The sequence below is a fragment of the Enterococcus sp. FDAARGOS_375 genome (genome assembly GCF_002393265.1).
In the GTDB taxonomy this organism is placed as follows: Bacteria; Bacillota; Bacilli; order Lactobacillales; family Enterococcaceae; genus Enterococcus_D; species Enterococcus_D innesii.
On the sequence record NZ_CP023515.1, the window covers coordinates 608,126 to 624,883 of the forward strand.

The 16,758-nt window shown below is 42.4% G+C and carries 13 protein-coding genes; 5 read left to right on the forward strand and 8 right to left on the reverse strand.

What is annotated here, in order from left to right:
* Positions 1-307: 307 nt before the first annotated feature.
* The 4 genes from CO692_RS03870 to CO692_RS03885 all read right to left on the reverse strand — a co-directional run bounded on the left by CO692_RS03870 (position 308) and on the right by CO692_RS03885 (position 5,291).
* A complete protein-coding gene (locus CO692_RS03870) occupies positions 308-1,921 on the reverse strand; it encodes a glycosyl hydrolase family 28 protein (RefSeq protein WP_096741597.1) in 1,614 nt (537 codons plus the stop codon).
* Positions 1,922-1,996: 75 nt separating this feature from the next.
* Positions 1,997-2,830 carry a carbohydrate ABC transporter permease gene (locus CO692_RS03875; RefSeq protein ID WP_005234188.1) on the reverse strand — a complete coding sequence of 278 codons (834 nt, stop codon included), beginning with the start codon at positions 2,828-2,830 and terminating at the stop codon, positions 1,997-1,999.
* 3 nt (positions 2,831-2,833) lie between these two features.
* Entirely contained in the window at positions 2,834-3,793 is a 960-nt protein-coding gene (locus tag CO692_RS03880; protein ID WP_016608843.1) for a carbohydrate ABC transporter permease, read from the reverse strand.
* 187 nt (positions 3,794-3,980) lie between these two features.
* Positions 3,981-5,291, reverse strand: coding sequence for an ABC transporter substrate-binding protein (locus CO692_RS03885; RefSeq protein WP_060791387.1), 1,311 nt, complete (start codon positions 5,289-5,291; stop codon positions 3,981-3,983).
* Positions 5,292-5,556: 265 nt separating this feature from the next.
* Between CO692_RS03885 and CO692_RS03890 the strand changes: the two genes are divergently transcribed.
* The 3 genes from CO692_RS03890 to CO692_RS03900 are packed head-to-tail and all read left to right on the forward strand — an operon-like array spanning position 5,557 to position 9,399.
* Positions 5,557-6,213, forward strand: coding sequence for a DUF624 domain-containing protein (locus CO692_RS03890; RefSeq protein WP_010749870.1), 657 nt, complete (start codon positions 5,557-5,559; stop codon positions 6,211-6,213).
* Entirely contained in the window at positions 6,182-7,951 is a 1,770-nt protein-coding gene (locus tag CO692_RS03895; protein ID WP_008380747.1) for a sensor histidine kinase, read from the forward strand. Before CO692_RS03890 ends, CO692_RS03895 begins: the two co-directional genes overlap by 32 nt.
* A complete protein-coding gene (locus CO692_RS03900; RefSeq protein WP_096741598.1) occupies positions 7,948-9,399 on the forward strand; it encodes a response regulator in 1,452 nt (483 codons plus the stop codon). Before CO692_RS03895 ends, CO692_RS03900 begins: the two co-directional genes overlap by 4 nt.
* A gap of 155 nt (positions 9,400-9,554) precedes the next feature.
* Here the strand turns inward: CO692_RS03900 and rhaM are convergent, their stop codons facing one another.
* Both rhaM and CO692_RS03910 read right to left on the reverse strand, forming a co-directional pair.
* Positions 9,555-9,866, reverse strand: coding sequence for an L-rhamnose mutarotase (gene rhaM, locus CO692_RS03905; protein WP_096741599.1), 312 nt, complete (start codon positions 9,864-9,866; stop codon positions 9,555-9,557).
* 39 nt (positions 9,867-9,905) lie between these two features.
* Positions 9,906-11,012, reverse strand: coding sequence for a glycoside hydrolase family 105 protein (locus CO692_RS03910; RefSeq protein WP_096741600.1), 1,107 nt, complete (start codon positions 11,010-11,012; stop codon positions 9,906-9,908).
* 132 nt (positions 11,013-11,144) lie between these two features.
* On the opposite strand from CO692_RS03910, the gene CO692_RS03915 reads away from it, so the two are divergent.
* On the forward strand, positions 11,145-12,029 hold the full coding sequence (locus CO692_RS03915; protein ID WP_096741601.1) for an AraC family transcriptional regulator: 885 nt from the start codon (positions 11,145-11,147) through the stop codon (positions 12,027-12,029).
* Positions 12,030-12,153: 124 nt separating this feature from the next.
* On the opposite strand, the gene CO692_RS03920 is transcribed toward CO692_RS03915, so the two are convergent.
* Together CO692_RS03920 and CO692_RS03925 are read right to left on the reverse strand one after the other, a co-directional pair.
* On the reverse strand, positions 12,154-13,578 hold the full coding sequence (locus CO692_RS03920) for a 6-phospho-beta-glucosidase (RefSeq protein WP_096741602.1): 1,425 nt from the start codon (positions 13,576-13,578) through the stop codon (positions 12,154-12,156).
* A gap of 11 nt (positions 13,579-13,589) precedes the next feature.
* Positions 13,590-15,446, reverse strand: coding sequence for a beta-glucoside-specific PTS transporter subunit IIABC (locus CO692_RS03925; protein WP_096741603.1), 1,857 nt, complete (start codon positions 15,444-15,446; stop codon positions 13,590-13,592).
* Positions 15,447-15,912: 466 nt separating this feature from the next.
* Here CO692_RS03925 and CO692_RS03930 point away from each other — a divergent pair, with 466 nt between their 5' ends.
* Entirely contained in the window at positions 15,913-16,734 is an 822-nt protein-coding gene (locus CO692_RS03930) for an MBL fold metallo-hydrolase (protein ID WP_096741604.1), read from the forward strand.
* The last annotated feature ends 24 nt before the right edge of the window (positions 16,735-16,758 follow it).

Genomic DNA, 16,758 nt, shown 5'->3' on the forward strand with positions numbered 1-16,758 from the left:
CTGAGTGCTTCTTACTGGCGCTGTCCATCAAGTAAAGCGTTCCTCTTGGCACATCTCGTTGTCTTTTCCCATGTGCTTTCTGGCGTCCTTTTCCCTACATTCTTTACTATAGTCCCCTTAGCGGGAAAAGAAAATCCTTTTTGATTTCTGGGGATCGTCTTTTTTTGCATCGTCCTTTCTTGTTAGAAAAATGCGCCTTTTTGTCTACAAAAGCAAAAAGGCGCAACCTGTCAAGGTAGGAAATAAGGTGCTTAACTAACTGTTTCTCATTGGGAGAACCAACGCAGATCATTTTCAAAAGCTTGTTCTACGTGCGTTTCTTTTGTCCCACCATGGATAGTTCGACTGTTTCTTGGCAACTTATTGCGTCACTTATGGTCGCTCGATCAATGATCGCTGCCTCTTTAAAGCTGACCTCCTGACACTGTTCAAAAATCATTTTCTTTTGCCCTTTAGCTGATTCAAAGGCAACTGACTCAAAAGCAACGCGTTGGATCGGTGAAACCTGCTGTGCTTGTTCATCGACAAACCCTTTTAGCTCGACCAAAGGGTTCTGCCCTACGATACGGGTATTCTTGACCAAAATATCCGAAATGATCGGTAACTGTTGGGCTGCCTGACCATCGGCATTGTAAGCAACAGGATGAGCCATGAAACGATCCAACAGGCAATCGGTGATCGTCACTTGACGAATATAGCCACCACGATCATTCTGCGCTTTCAATTCTAGCCCATAAAGCGTATTGGTCAGTTGACAATCTCGAAAAGTGATATTTTCGACACCACCAGATTGCTCACTACCAATCGCGATGCCATGTCCTCCTCGAATAGCCAAATCAAACAACCGAATATTTTTCGCTGGTCTATTGATCTGATTTCCTTCTGGATTTTTGCCAGATTTGATTGCGATACAATCATCACCCGTATCAAAAACGGTGTCAAAAATCAGCAAGTTTTGCGAAGAATCTGGATCCCAACCATCGCCATTGTCGATGCCTTTGGACTGAATATTCACCCCATGGGTCACAACGGTGTCACAGTAAATCATATGAACAGTCCAGCATGGTGGATCAATCAACGTCAGCTCTGTCAAATGGATGTTTTTGGCCTGCATCATACAGATCAAACGTCCCCTTACTCGTCTTCCAGGTTTTCCATCAGAAACATATTCTGGATACTGTTCACGATCTGCATAAGGGTTTCGCATCGCCAGTCCTAATGGATTCCCGCCACCAATGATCGTCCCTTTGCCACAAAGACGGACATTTTCACAAACGATACGCCCTCGATCGCCTTGATCGATATACCCAATGTTGATCAATGAACGAAAGCAAAACAATTCCCAGCCTTCATAACGGCTTAATGGTAAGCCCTCTTGATTCACGCTTCCTAAATACTCGTGAGGGGCAACCCGATACGTTTCTATGTCGAGGCTTGCTTGCAATGTGCCATCTACCTGAAAAATCATATTGCTTTTTAGCTCCAACGCACCAGAAAGGATCACCGCCCCTGTTGGGATCCAGACAGTGCCATTGCTAGGGCAATCGTTGATCGCTTGCTGGAGAATGGCGGTACTATCTTCTTTGCCTGCGCTATCAGCATGGTAGGGTGCTTGCGTAACATCTAACACAACACTTTTTTTCTTTGTACGAAAGGTCGTCGTGACTGCGGTATTTGTAAGCAGGCACCCCTGATGATCGAGGCAGATGATCGTTACTTGATACGTTTGATCGGCAGATAAGTTTGTCAACGTCCAATGCGTCTTGTTTGTTGGTCTGGTTTGGATCAAATCGTTGTCTAAAAACAATTGATAACCAAAAATAGCTTGAGCGTGCAGCGGCTTCTCCCAAATAAGGGTCGCTTGATGAGCGCCGATCGTGCTTGGTACGACATGAAAATCAATTACTTGAAATGGTTCCATCGGTTTGTCCTTTCTTCAACGAATTCATTCAATAGAAAAAAGATATTCCAAAACAGCGAATATCTTTTTCCACACTTATTTAAGACCCGTCGTGCTGATGCCTTCAACAATGTATTTTTGGAAAATAAAGAAGATGATCAACACAGGCAGCAAGGAGACGACAGACATCGCGAACATCGCTCCCCAATTGGAGGTGCTGCTAGCATCTAGGAACTGCTTTAAGGCAATCGATACTGTGTAGTTTTGCGGACGTGTAAGGTACAGCATCGGTCCGATCAGTTCTTCCCATTTCCAATAGAAAGAGAAGATCGCAGCGTTTGCCAAGGAAGGCTTCATCAACGGTAGAATCACGCGGAAGAAAATACCGACCCGTCCACAGCCGTCCATTTTTGCTGCTTCATCTAAATCTGTCGGGATCGCAGAGACGAATTGAACCATCATGAAAATAAAGAAGGCCTGTCCGAAGTATGAAGGAACGGTTACCGGACGAATCGAGTTAAGCCAGCCTAATTGATTGAACCAAAGATACTGAGGAACCATGATGATCTCTTGCGGCAGCATCATCGTGACCAAGATACAAGCAAACCAAAAGCCTTTTCCTTTGAAAGGAATTCGACCAAATCCATAAGAAATGACAGCCGAAGAACAGACCGCCCCTACCATTGAAATCAACGCGATTTGCAACGAGTTGAAAATATAGCGAATGAAGGGAATCCCTGCGATCCCTTCAAACCCCTTGGTAAAATTTTCTAACGTCCAGCTTCGGGGGATCAACTCCGTTGCCGTTCGAAAAATGTCACTACTAGGTTTAAAGGCACTAAACAGCAGCCAGAAAATCGGATAAAGCATCAGTAATGCAGCAACTAAGATCACGGCATCAAAGAAATAATTTTGTTTTTGTTCACGCATCAATCAAACCTCCTCGTTTTCTTTAAACACCCAAAATTTCGATGTTGCAAACAACAGAATCGTAATCAACCCAACGATGACCAGTAAAATCCACGCTAAGGCTGAAGCATAGCCCATTTTGAAATCGGTAAAGGCTCGTTGATACATGTACAAGGAATAGACTAACGTGCCGTTACGGGGTGAACCCGTCCCATTCGAAATGATAAACGCAGGTGTAAACGTCAAAAAGGCCATGATCGTTTGATAGATCAGATTGAAAAAGATGATTGGCGTCAGGACTGGAACCGTGATATTGAAAAACTGTCTGATTTTTCCTGCCCCATCAATTTCCGCCGCTTCGTAATAATCTTTCGGAATATTTTTCAAACCGGATAAGAAAATCAACATCGACGAGCCAAATTGCCACGCTGCTAATAAAATCAAGGTCATCAATGCTAAGCCAGGACTTTTAAAGAAGTAGATCGGGTCTAAGCCGATCGCCGCTAGCACGCCATTGATCAACCCTGAATCGCCAAAAAGATTCCGCCACATGATCGAGACCGCCACGCTCCCACCTAAAATCGAAGGGATATAAAATAATACCCGATAAGCGCCGCTTAATTTCGATGGGCGGTTGATCAGCATCGCCACTGCTAATGCGACGATCAGCCGTAAAGGGACTGCCAACACAACATATTTCAGCGTAACAGTCAGTGACTGAACAAACTTGGGATCATTCGTAAAAATCGTCTTAAAGTTATTCCAGCCAACAAATTGCGCCTCTGTCAATAAATCATAGTCATGAAAAGACATAAAAAGAGAAATCCCCATCGGGACGATAATAAAAGCAAAAAAGCCAATGATGAAGGGTGAGATAAATAAGTAGCCTGTAACCATATTCTGTTTTGATTCTGGTAATCGATTAAACCAGCTTTTGAGTTTCCCAGGCTCTTTTGCCGTGGGTGATTTTGATTGTAGTTCCATAATTTTCACTTCCTACCTCCTATAGTTGATTACGCTTACAAGTTGATTTTAACGAAGTGCTTCTTAAGAATGAATAGAAAAAAAAGCACAGAAATGTGAAAAACTAGAGGACCTATATTTTTTCCTCCATTGTTTCTCCAAAAAAACGCCTTTACTGAAAAAGTCAGTAAAGGCGCCGCAGCTATGCTTATTGATAGTTTTCTGCAAAAATTTCTTCGCAGCGTTGCGTAAAGGCATCATAAGTTTCTTCTGGTGTCATCGTGCCATAAGTGATCTCTGCGTACAGCTCTTTAAAGTACGTGTTGATTTCAGCAAACCCAATTGGTGGGATTGGGGATGGATCACCAACGATATCTGCAATATCATCTAAGAAATCAGAGGACTCTTGTTCTTCTGGTGTCATGTCGGCATAAAGCAATTCTTTGATGGCATCATTGGAAGGAATCCCCCGCTCAGTACCGATGATCTTATTGGCTTCTTCACTATTCACTAAAAAGTCAACAAACTTCGCAGCTGCTTCTTTTGATTCAGAAGCATTCGCGATCGAATAAAAGAACCCTGGTCGATACGCCATCGCCCCGTTTTCTGAGTCGAATGGACGAGCCAAGTTGATTTCGACATCTTCTGCGGCGGAGGCCTTATAGGTCAAGTATTGATTGGACCAAGTCATCATATAGGCTGCTTTTCCTTGTGAAAACGGATATTGATCCATACTGTTGGCATTGCTAGTCACTTCTGCGGTTGGCATTGCTTTGGCTTCCGTAAGGTCCGCGATAGCCCCCATAAATTCAACCCAGTTTTCTTTGGAAAAACCGATCTCTGGTTTGCCGTCTGCATCGTATTGGTATAGATCTTCGCCTTTAGTACGTAAAAAGTATTGTAAAATCGTACTGTTGTCATTGTTATCATTCCAACCATAATCACCGGTTGCTTCAGCGATCGCTGCCGTACTTTCTACAAGGTCATCGAAGGTATAATTGCTAAAGTCGATCCCAGTGCCCCCTTGTTCTACCAATGATGGATTGTAGAGCATCGCCATCGTATTGACAGAAGTTGGTATGCCAAAAACTTTTCCATCTAACTCGCCAGTTGCTAAAATCGATTCTTTGATATCATCGGTTTGAATCTCATTGCCGATAAATTCCGACATATCTGCTAATTGATTTTTCGTTCCATATTGCGCAATGTACTGCACATCCATCTGGATCACATCAGGTAATTCTCCAGAAGCCGCTTTTGTTGCTAGTTTTTTCCAATGGTCATCCCAAGAACCATATTCATATTCAACTTTGATGTCAGGATTTTGCTTCTCAAATTCTTTGATCGATTCGATATACTTCTCGTGTCTGACTTCTGAGCCCCACCAGGTAAAGGAAATCGTCGTTTTCCCATCTGCATCAGCTTCTGAGCTTCCGCTACTATTGCCGTTGTTGCCACAAGCTGCTAAGGTCGCACCAAGAAACAACAAGCTCGCTGCTTTTAAAAAAGTTTTCTTCATTCTTCTACACTCCTTTTTTGTTTGCGCTTACAAGGTGATTGTAATGGAAATCCTCGTTAATAAAAATGAAAAAACAAGAGCAAATATGTGAAAAACTAGACTGCCGTTTTTGCTGAAGGCTAAGCCTTCACGGGCAATAGCTAGAAAAAAATAGAAAAACAGATGAAAAATGTAAAAAAACAGACATGCTCTATTTTTTCCAATATACTATGCTATACTAGCGTTGAAAAGGCTTACTTTTCAAAAAACAAGGTAGGTGGAAACAATGAAAAAAATACAAACCGGACTGTTTCGTCTTTTTACGGTAACAGCTTATTTTGCTAAATTAAACCTTTTATGGCTTTTCTTTACCCTTTTAGGGTTGGGGATTTTTGGCTTCGGTCCTGCCACCGCTGTCACGATCAAATGTTTACATGATTTTCGTAAAACTGGTCATGACTATTCAGCTGTTGCCTTCTGGCAAGCCTACAAGCAAGCCTTTCGCACCTTTTCCCTTTTTGGCATTGGACTATTAAGTACAGTACTCCTGTTGTTGTTTAACTTACGGATCACTCATTTTTTCCCGACTGAAATGGCTTGGCTGCGTCCTGTCTATTTACTTTTAACGATTCTCCTCCTTTACACTGCATTCATCAGCTTTATGACCTATGCCAAAGCCGAACAACACGCTTGGAAACAGACCTTGTACGTCAGTATCTTTCTAGTCTTTCGCTACCCACTGCAAGGCCTTGCCTTGTTGTTTACCTGGTATTTATTGTTTCTCTTATTGACTGCCAAAACCTCCTTGTTACTCGTCTTTGGACTAGTGATTTTCTTGTTTTTCGCTGAATTTTTTCATGGTCAGATGATTGAAAAAACCAAACAATTGCAAGCAAAGCGAGGCAGTGTCCATGAAGTCCCAGAAGCTGATCAATCACTTTAAAAAGCAGCCTTTTGAGCGACAGTTACATTTTGTCTTTTTTGCGACGGTGGCAATTATCGTCTCATTGGCTGTTCTCCTGACCTTAGTTTGGCGACAAGTCTACATGGCGCAGCTGAAAGAAGCCGCGTATAAAGATGTCTCGATCATTTCAACAAATATCGCCAAACGTTTAACTGCCGTCGAAACCCTCTCTTTTCGCATTATCGATAGTGCACCGATCCAAAATGGCCTACAAAGGATCTTGGCACAAGATTCCTTGCAATCCTTAGAGGCGATCGACCAAAAGAATGCCTTAAGTGCAGAAATCAACGCCCTCGTACGCAATGAATCAACGATTCAAAACGTCTATCTCTTTACCCCAACGAACGAAAACATGATCAACTTTCTAGCCGAGACCGACCATATCTTTAATGGCCAAACCATCAAAGATATGATCGAGACTTTGCCCGATAAGCCTGCCAAAGGGAGTTGGTTTTTTGCAAAGGACCTTTCTCAAGGTGTCTACCTGCGAAAAATCTATTCAACAGCCGATCTTTCTTTGACCTATATTGGTACGGTGATATTTCTAGTCAATACGTCCTTCTTTCGTAACGAGATCGAAAGTCTTCCCATTGTCTCTGAACAAAACCAATTTTTCATGGCGTATCAGAACCAATTTTATAGTACCGCAAATGACGAGCAAACCCTCGCTGCGGATCAAAATACCTTGCAGCAGAAAATGGAAACCTTCCAGCGATCGATCGGCTCCATGACGTTTGATAATCGCCAGTACTACTATGCAATGGATCGGAAGACGATGCCGAATATGACCTTCATTTATTTACTGCCTGAAAACCAAGTCTTAGCGGATCTTTATAAACTACAAGGCCTTTCCATCGCTGTGAGTTTGCCTTTTTTATGTTTGATTATTGTTGTGATTCGGAAAATAAGCAATCAGCTGACCCGACCTTTAGCTGACTTGGCTTCGCAAATGGCCGTTCTGCGGAAAACGAAAAAACTGGCCTCTTTAAAGACCCTCGCTGTCCCAGAAAATAGTCAAGAAGAGATCATGGTCCTTTATGAAAGCTACAATACGATGATCGATGAATTAAATGCCTTGATCAAGGACAATTATGAAATGCGTATTTTGTCCCAAGAAATCGAATTTAAAGGATTGCAAGCGCAATTAGATCCACATTTTCTCTACAATACGTTAGACTCGATCAACTGGATCGCCATTGAAAATCAGCAGTGGCAGATCTCAGAGATGGTCACCTCCCTTGCCTATTTGTTTCGAAAAAAAATCGATACCAAGTCTGACTTCACAACGCTACAAGATGAATTAGATATCGTGCACGCCTATATCAATATTCAAAACGTTCGCTTCGGGAAACGGATCGAGTATATCGAAGTAATTTTGGTGAATGACTTGTCCTTTAAGATTCCTAAGTTACTGATTCAACCATTGATTGAAAATGTCTTTAAATACGCCGTCAATGATATGAAGGAAACGTGTCGCCTCGTCCTTACGATTGAACAACAAGCAACCTTTCTCCAAGTCAGTGTCTCTGACAATGGCCCTGGTTTTAAAGCCAACTTCTCGATTGAAAAAGAAGGCGGCATCGGATTGACCAATATTCAAAAACGATTGCAACTGCATTATGGTGATCAAGCGTCGTTAGCCATCGTCTCCTCGATTCCCTTCAAAAAGACGACGGTGCGCTTTGTGATCCCCTTAAAAGGAGTGAGTGAAACATGAAAAATATCCTCGTTGTTGACGATGAACCCTTGATAGCAAATGGTGTGGCTAACCTCGTTGCTTCTTTTGATTTCCCATTAGTGGTCAAAGGAATTTACACAGACAGTGAAGAAGCCTTGGCATTTTGTCAGCAAAACACCATCGACATCGTGATTACCGACATCAATATGCCTAAAGTCAATGGACTTGCCTTAATCAAAAACCTAAAAGCCATCAATCCTGCGATTCAAATCATTATTTTGACAGGCTTTGGCAGCTTTTCCTTTGCCAAAGAAGCGATGGCTTTAGGAGTCAAATTTTTCCTTGAAAAACCTGTTTTTCCGAGCAAGCTTTCAGAAGCGTTGGCTGAGACGATCGAACGCTCTGAACGTCGCCAAATGGAATCTACCCTCTATTTAAAACAACAAATTGAGCAATACATCAATAGCTGCGGAGAAGAACCACTGCCTGAATCATTCGTTTTTCCATTTTGTATGTACTTATTTGATTCGAAATTCTATCACGCCGTCGCTAAGCGGATCGAAAGCTATGAGAACCATCACGAGTTGGTGATCGGTCATCAAAACAAAGTTGGCTATATCCTGAACTTCAGTACGGAAAATACCTTTAATCTCTTTTTTAAAACGAAGGTACAGGCTGCGCATCTAGGAAAAGGGATCGCCATCAATTGCTGGGTCGACACTCCCGAAAAATTTTTACTCAGTTATCATTTAGGCAAGCGGAACTTGGATAAGGAGTTTTATTTTGATACCTTTGAAGTCATCCAAGAAGCCCAAATCTCACAAGAAAATGTCTATGAAAATAGTCTCTACATGGAATACCGTGAAAAACTTTTGGCATTGATCGACAAAGGCGAACTGACTTTAGCCCAAGTTCTTACGGAAAACTTTTTTTCTACCTGTCGCATGGAGCTTTACCCTGTCCAACTATTACGGCTGCAGGTCAACGATTTGTTATCGGCAATTTTTGAAAACCATCGCATCAAAAAAGACATTTACTTTGATGACTATTCCCCAAAGATCATGCTCTTGAATAATTGGCACGAACTCCAGTTTATGCTGCTTCACTGTATCGATTTGATGCGGGGCAGCTTAGATGATAGCGAGAACATGCAGCTGTCCCAAAAAGTCAACCTGATCATCGAAGAATATTATGACCATGAAGCATTGTCATTGAAATGGATCGCCGCCCATCTTTTGTACTTAAATCCTGAATACTTAGGAAAAACCTATTACAAAGAAACCGGGATTCGCTTCAATCAAAAATTAGCCGAATACCGCATCAAAAAAGCACAAGAACTGCTGAAGAAAAACTACAAAGTCTACGAAGTGGCAGCGATGACGGGCTTTAGCAATGCGCCTGAATATTTTGTTCAAACATTCAAAAAGATTACTGGTATGACACCAAAGAAATTTTTGAAGCAGCAAGAAAAAGCACTTCTCTCTTAACGTTTCTTCTATCCGAAAGCATTGTTTTGCTATTTCAACAAAAGAGGTAGTCCGCTCACATTCGTGAGCGAACTACCTCTTTGACTAACCAGTGATTGATTTCAAACAACTGATGCGACCGTGTTCGTTTTAAGGAATGAACGTTTTTAACTAGCTTACAGCGTAAAGACTTCCCTTAACTCCTGTGTCACTGGCGAATCATCCGAATTTGTTTCCATGAGTTCTGCCATGTAATGCCACCATTTTTGGTTGATCTCGGTTGCCGCTAACTGCTGCCAGCGGGTTTCATCTTCAATCTCAAGGTAGCCAAACAACGCAAGGGTTTCTGGATCTAAGAAAATCTGGTAGCTTTTCGCCCCATGTGCTATGAGCTGCTCTTTTAGTTCTGGCCATAGTTCGCGATGCCGTTTTTCATATTCTGCTTCATAACCAGGATGTAACTTCATCCGAATCGCTTTTTTGATCATCTTTGTCTGCTCCTCTCTTTATTACGTAAGGTGTTCAAATTAACAAAATGAAACCAATAGTTCAGTAAATGCTAAGACTGTCAGTGATTGTCCGTAAGGCATCGCCGTAATCGCAATGTTTTTGTAGTACTCCAAGTCTTCTCCCATTCCAGTACCGATGGAAACATTTTGGACTTCTCCATCTTCTGCGACTTGTTCGATCAAACCGGCTAACGCTTTATAGGCAACATCTTCCCAAGCTTTGTCAATGTAACGCTTATGAACGGCTTTTAAAATCCCATAGGCAAAACCAGCCGTCGCAGAAGCCTCCACATACGAGCTAGGATCGTCTAACAAGGTGTGCCACAGGCCACTTTCATCTTGCATTTCTTGCAAGGCAGTTAGTTGGTCTAAGAGGGTATTGATCAAGAAGCTACGTAACGCATCTCCTTCTTGCAAGTCGAGAATGTCAATGATCTCAGGAATCGCAATGGTGATCCAGCAGTTGCCTCTTGCCCAAAGCGCTTGTGCATAATTGTGGCGTTCTTCAAAGGTCCAGCCGTGGAACCAAAGCCCAGTTTTTTTATCCACTAAGTATTTGATATGGATCATAAATTGTTGTTTTGCTTCTTCGATATAAGCCGGACGATTCAGCAACATGCCAATTTTCGCCAAAGGCAAAGCAGTCATCATCAAGGTATCGTCCCAAAGCTGGTTGCGATTTTCTGGTCCATAGGTCGCATGCTGCAGACCATTTTCGTCGGTTCGCGGCATATCATGCATGACCCATTCCGCCCATTGTTCAAGGTAAGGCAAGTAACGAGAATCTTTGGTGTCTTCATAAAGATACGCCATTGCCAAAAGCGGCGCCATCGTGTTGACATTTTTAGGTGGCGCGCCTTCTAACATCCGTTGCTCAAACCATTCTTCCACAACTTGGAGCGCTTTAGGATTTTTGGTGATTTGGTAGTTTTTATAAATACCGTATAGTCCCACCCCTTGCGGCCAGTTCCAAATCTCCCAGCTTTTATCATCAACGATCAAGCCGTCAAAGTCTATTAGAAATTCACCATTGTCATCCTTGATCGTCGTTAAATTTTCGATCATGCGATCAATTTTTTCTTCTACGACACGTTTTTCCACAAATAACTGTTCTAAAATCACCATTGGGTTCATCCTCTCATTTCTCTTTGATAGATTGATCGTAACACGCTTACATTTGCATAAAAATAGCAGTTATTGACACTTTACTATCTATTCTTGTATAATAAAATCAAACAAGCACGAAAGGAGCCAATCATGGAGAAGCAAAGTGCGGACACGATGATCAACGATCGTTTTGAGGCCTTTCATATCAAAGACATCGTAGAAGAAAACAATACCCTTTATCATTACCATAGTTTTTATGAGATTCACTGTACCTTAAAAGGATCAGCGGTCTTCTTTATCGATGGCGGAGAATTCCCTCTAGAACCTGGTACGATCATCTTGATTCCTCCAAACGTCTTGCATCGAATCGTCCATCAAACTTCTGATTTTTTCGAGCGAACCTACCTGTATATCAATCCTAGTTATCTCACTGCCCTCTCCACTACCCAAACAGATCTCACTGCCTGTTTTCGTAGCAACGGCGGCATCAATAGTCGTATTTTATCGATCGATGCCGAACAACTAGACCAGCTGTTGCGTCCTTTGCGCAAAAAAACGGATAGCAATTATGGCACCGACTTACTTTATCAAAATCATTTGATCGCGTTTTTGATTTCCATCAATACGATTGCCTATCAGGAAAAAGAACCGCTGTTTTTATCCGACTCACTCTATAAAAATAAAGACATTTTGGCTGCCATTACCTATATCAATCAGCATTTGACCACTGATCTCTCCTTAGAGACCGTCGCCAAAGCCCTTTTCATGAGTCCATACTCGCTTTCTCGGACCTTCAAAAAAGAAACTGGCGTCGCCTTTCATGCCTATGTCGTCAAGAAACGACTCTTAAAGAGCAAAGAAATTTTACGTAAAACCAGAAGCGCCACCGCCACCTTCGAAGCTTGCGGCTTCAACTCCTATACCCATTTTTTACGCTGCTTCAAACAAGAATTTCAGCTGACACCTAAAGAGTTTTTACAAGAAGAAGCCCAAAATCAGTTTGTCCGTTTTACACATTTTGCAGGAAAAAAATAGCAAGCAGATAAAAAGCGTCCACCATTGGCTCGTGTAAAAAAAGAGTTCCTGCTTCTCTATCCTGAAATTACATGACACAATACAAAAAGAATGACACATTTTCTCGTGTCATTCTTTTTGTATATTATAAAACTTCCCCATTTGAAGCGATCACTTTTTTATACCACTCAAAGGACTTTTTCTTGGTTCGTTTCAAGGTGCCATTGCCTTGATCGTCTCGATCCACGTAGATAAAGCCGTAGCGTTTACTCATTTGACCCGTGCTGGCTGCTACAAGATCAATACACCCCCAAGTAGTATAGCCAAGTAGTTCCACGCCATCGATCGTCACTGCATCTTTGAAGGCTTGGATATGTTTTTTTAAATAGTCGATCCGATAATCGTCTGCGACAAACCCATTCTCATCAGGGGTATCGATCGCCCCTAACCCATTTTCTACGATAAACAACGGTTTTTGATAGCGATCATACAATTGATTCAATGAATTTCTCAGTCCTAACGGATCAATTTGCCACCCCCACTCAGTCGATGATAGATGTTCATTTTTAATTGATGGAAAGAGATTCCCTGTCGCTTGCGCATAGTCTTCTGGGTGGGCACTGACCGTTCGCGAACAGTAATAAGAAAAACTGACAAAATCAACAGGAGAAGCCTTTAAAATCGCCTCGTCCTCAGGTGTTATTTTGATTGTTAAGCCTTCTCGCTCAAATTTTTTCAAGGCATAATTGGGGTATTTGCCTCGGGCTTGCACATCGATAAAGAAATACCCTTCGCGATCACGATTGATTGCTTCTTGGTAATCTTCAGGTCGGCAAGTATAAGGATAATGACTGCCGCCAGCCAGCATACAACCAACTTGATTGGTCGGATCGATTTCATGAGCCTTTTGGGTTGCTAAGGCACTGGCGACTAACTGATGATGCGCTGCTTGGTATTTGATTTCTTGACGATTGTCCCCTTCTTTAAAGACGATCCCGCCACCTACAAAGGGCTGATGCAGCAAGATATTGATTTCATTGATCGTCAGCCAATATTTGACCAACCCGCGATAGCGCTGGAAGACGGTTTCCGCATAGGTCACATAGAAATCAATGAGTCGGCGATTTTTCCAGCCACCAAATTCCTTGATCAAATGCAACGGAACATCGAAGTGGGCAATCGTGACCAATGGCTCGATTTGGTGTTTTCTCAATTCTTTGAAGATTTTCTCATAAAAAAGCAGGCCTTCTTCGTTGGGCTCTTCGTCATTGCCATTTGGAAAAATCCTTGACCAAGAAAGTGACATCCGATACACGTTAAAACCCATTTCGGCAAAAAGGGCAATATCTTCCATATAATGGTGGTACATATCAATGGCTGTTTGGGCTGGATAAAAAGAATCTTCCTGCCATTCCAACATTTCCAGTTCACCCGCAGCGACCTTTGCGCGATCAGGACCAGTTGGTAAGAGGTCGACATTTGATAAACCACGTCCTCCTGCTAATACGCCACCTTCTGCTTGATTGGCAGCCGTTGCACCACCCCATAAAAAATCATCTGACAATCCCATGTTATTTCCTCCTAGACTTTGACTACAAGTACTTCCTCTTCTTTAGCTACCAATCCTTCTTTCACAAGTTCGACTGCGGTATATTGTGGTGTATTGGTAACGATGATCGGTACTTGTGTGAGATATCCTGCAGCTTTTATCTGCTGTACATCGAACGTCAGCAATCGCTGCCCTTTTGTAACTTTTTGCTCTGCTTCTACTAACGCATCAAAATACTGACCATTTAGTTCCACTGTGTCCAAACCGACATGGATCAACAATTCAATTCCGGTGTCTGAAACCAAGCCAATCGCGTGTTTGGTAGGAAAAACAGCAGCGACTTTTCCATCAAACGGCGCAATGACTTCACCGATGGGTTCATCGACCGCAAATCCTTTTCCGAGTGCTTCAGAAGCAAATGCGTCATCTTTGACTTGATTCAGTGGCATCACAGTTCCTGGTACAGGATTGATCAATTGGGTATCTTCTAAGACTACTGCTTTCATCTCCGGAACATCAATTGTCACTTTTATTTCATATTTGAAACTTAAGACATAGGTAACGACCGCACTCACCACAGCTGCAATCACCAATGCAATAATGATATTCCAAAAATAGCGCATCGTATCATCACCGATATATAGTAAGACTGCTGGGAGACCAGACGAACCGGTCGCAAAGCGATGCGTATTGGTCAAGCCAGCATACAAACCACCAGAAGCCCCACCGATCATTGCCGAAACTAACGGATATTTTTTGGGCAAATTGATGCCATATAAAGCGGGTTCAGTAATCCCCATGTAGGCAGTGATCGCCCCTGATACCGCCAACTGCTTAGTCTTTTTCTCTTTCGTACGCAACGCAACAACTGCTACTGCGGTTGCTTGAGCAATGTTTGAGACCAATGCCCCTGGACCAAAAATACTGTCATACCCAAGTTCTGCCATTTGCATCACCCCTAAAGGAGCAATCCCATTGTGCAATCCAAACATCACCATGATTGGTAAAAAGCCCCCAATCAAAACCGCTGGAACCCAGCTAGCATGGACACTTAAGAAGGTAAAGAAAGTTGCCAAATAACCACCCAAGATACTACCGATCGGTCCAAATAGCGAGAAGGCTAATGTACCCATTATCAAGAATGTTAGCATTGGAACAAAAACCAGCTCCACTGATTTTGGAATCACTTTGTTCAAAAACTTTTCGACATACGATTGGAAAAAAATCACGATCAGGATCGGAATGACTGATCCCGTATAGTTTGCTAATGTAAAAGGAATAACCCCAAAAAAGTGAACGGGTTCGCCTGCTGTGACCAACGCCCCCCAATTAGGATGCATCATCATAGCAGCCACTGAAGCCGCTAATATTGGATTGCAACGCAATTTTTGTGCCACGGTGAAGGCCAGGATCATTGGTAAGAAGAAGAAAACACCATCTGCAAAAAGATTCAGCATGTAATAGGTCTGCGAATCAGCCGTGATCACATCAAAGACGATCAATAAAGCCAAAACTGCCTTAACCATTCCGGCACCGGACAGTGCGGGAATAATTGGTTGAAACGTTCCTGCCACAAAATCGATCACTGCAGCTGCTGGTCCTTTTTTCTCCCCAGGTTCCGACGCCCCTGATGATTGAAGCGAAACCAATTTTGTGACTTCTTCATAGACATCTTTGACATGTGTTCCGATCACGACTTGATGTACTCCTGCGTTATTGATGTATTTGGCAACCCCATCGAGTGCCTCTAGTTCTCCTTGATCTATCCGCTTTTCTTCTTTGACTTTAAAGCGCAATCGTGTTTGACAATGATAGGCATCCGTGATATTTTCTTGTCCCCCCAGATACTGGACGATTTTTTTTGCTAATGATTGATAATTTTCACTCATACATTCCACCCCTAGATAAATTTCAAAGAAAATCTATGTTGTATGTGCTTACCGGTATAACATACTGTTCTTTCTGCCAGCAATGTACCATTTTTAGAGAGCGGTTCCAATCTTTTTTCTTAAAGACGAAATGGATTTCATCTTTTCATTAAATACCGCTCTTTTTTCGAAATTTATTCCATTAAAAGACCAAACATCGCCTTGACGAAGCCACTAGAAACAATGATATAATTTACTAGATGATTGTGTTACTTTTGATTTACTGCGATCATAATAGGCCTTTAAACATAATGGATCTACCAACCCAAAAAGAACACCCCGATGATCCCGCAACAACGGATCAAACCACTGCTTCTTCCCCCAACCATTGAAGCAATCCTTATTGAATCACCGATTTGATCTAGCCGGTTATGAACGGCTATTTTACGTTGGCTTTATAAAAAACAGGCGAAGGGAACGACGGAAAATGACAAATGCGAAACAAGCAATGCCTCCAAAAACGATTTTTTTTCATGAAGACGCTTTTCAAAAAACGGATCAAACGATCATTCGCTGGTTAGGAAACTCCGGTATTCTTCTAAACAGCCGTGGTACTTGTATCATGGTCGATCCGGTCTTAGAAGGATTTGACCTGCCGTTACTGATCGATCTGCCAATCAAATCGGCGGCAGTTCCTCACTTAGATGCAGTATTGATCACCCATTCAGATAATGATCACTACGGCATTCCGACGATTGAAAAATTAGTCCCGGTTACCGATAGCTTCCATGGACCCAAATATGTTGCTGAACTTATGCAAGAGCACTTTCAAGTTGCTGCCCAAGGTCACGAAATCTATGATTCATTCACCGTTAAAAATTTGGAGATTTCTTTAACAAAGGCGTATCACCTTTGGCAAAATGAGACGACAAAATTTGACCGTGTCTTCCAAATTGAGGACTATTGCGGCTTTTGGATCGATACCCCGGATGGTTCCTTATGGATTCCTGGCGATTCTCGTCTTTTACCAGAGCAATTAGAGATGCCTCAACCAGATGCGATCTTGTTCGACTTTAACGACAATGCTTGGCATATCGGCTTTGAAAACGCCGTGAAACTGGCAAATACCTATCCTCATGCTGACTTGATCCTCTCCCACTGGGGTACAGTGGATGCTCCGCATATCGATGCCTTTAATGGGGATCCTGAAGCTTTGTACGATCGGATCGTCAATCCAAAGCGGATTCGTCTTGTCGCTGCCGGTGAGCCGATTGAATTGAAATTAACCACTTCCAACAATGTACAATAGGGAAAAAGGACCACACCATGTTCG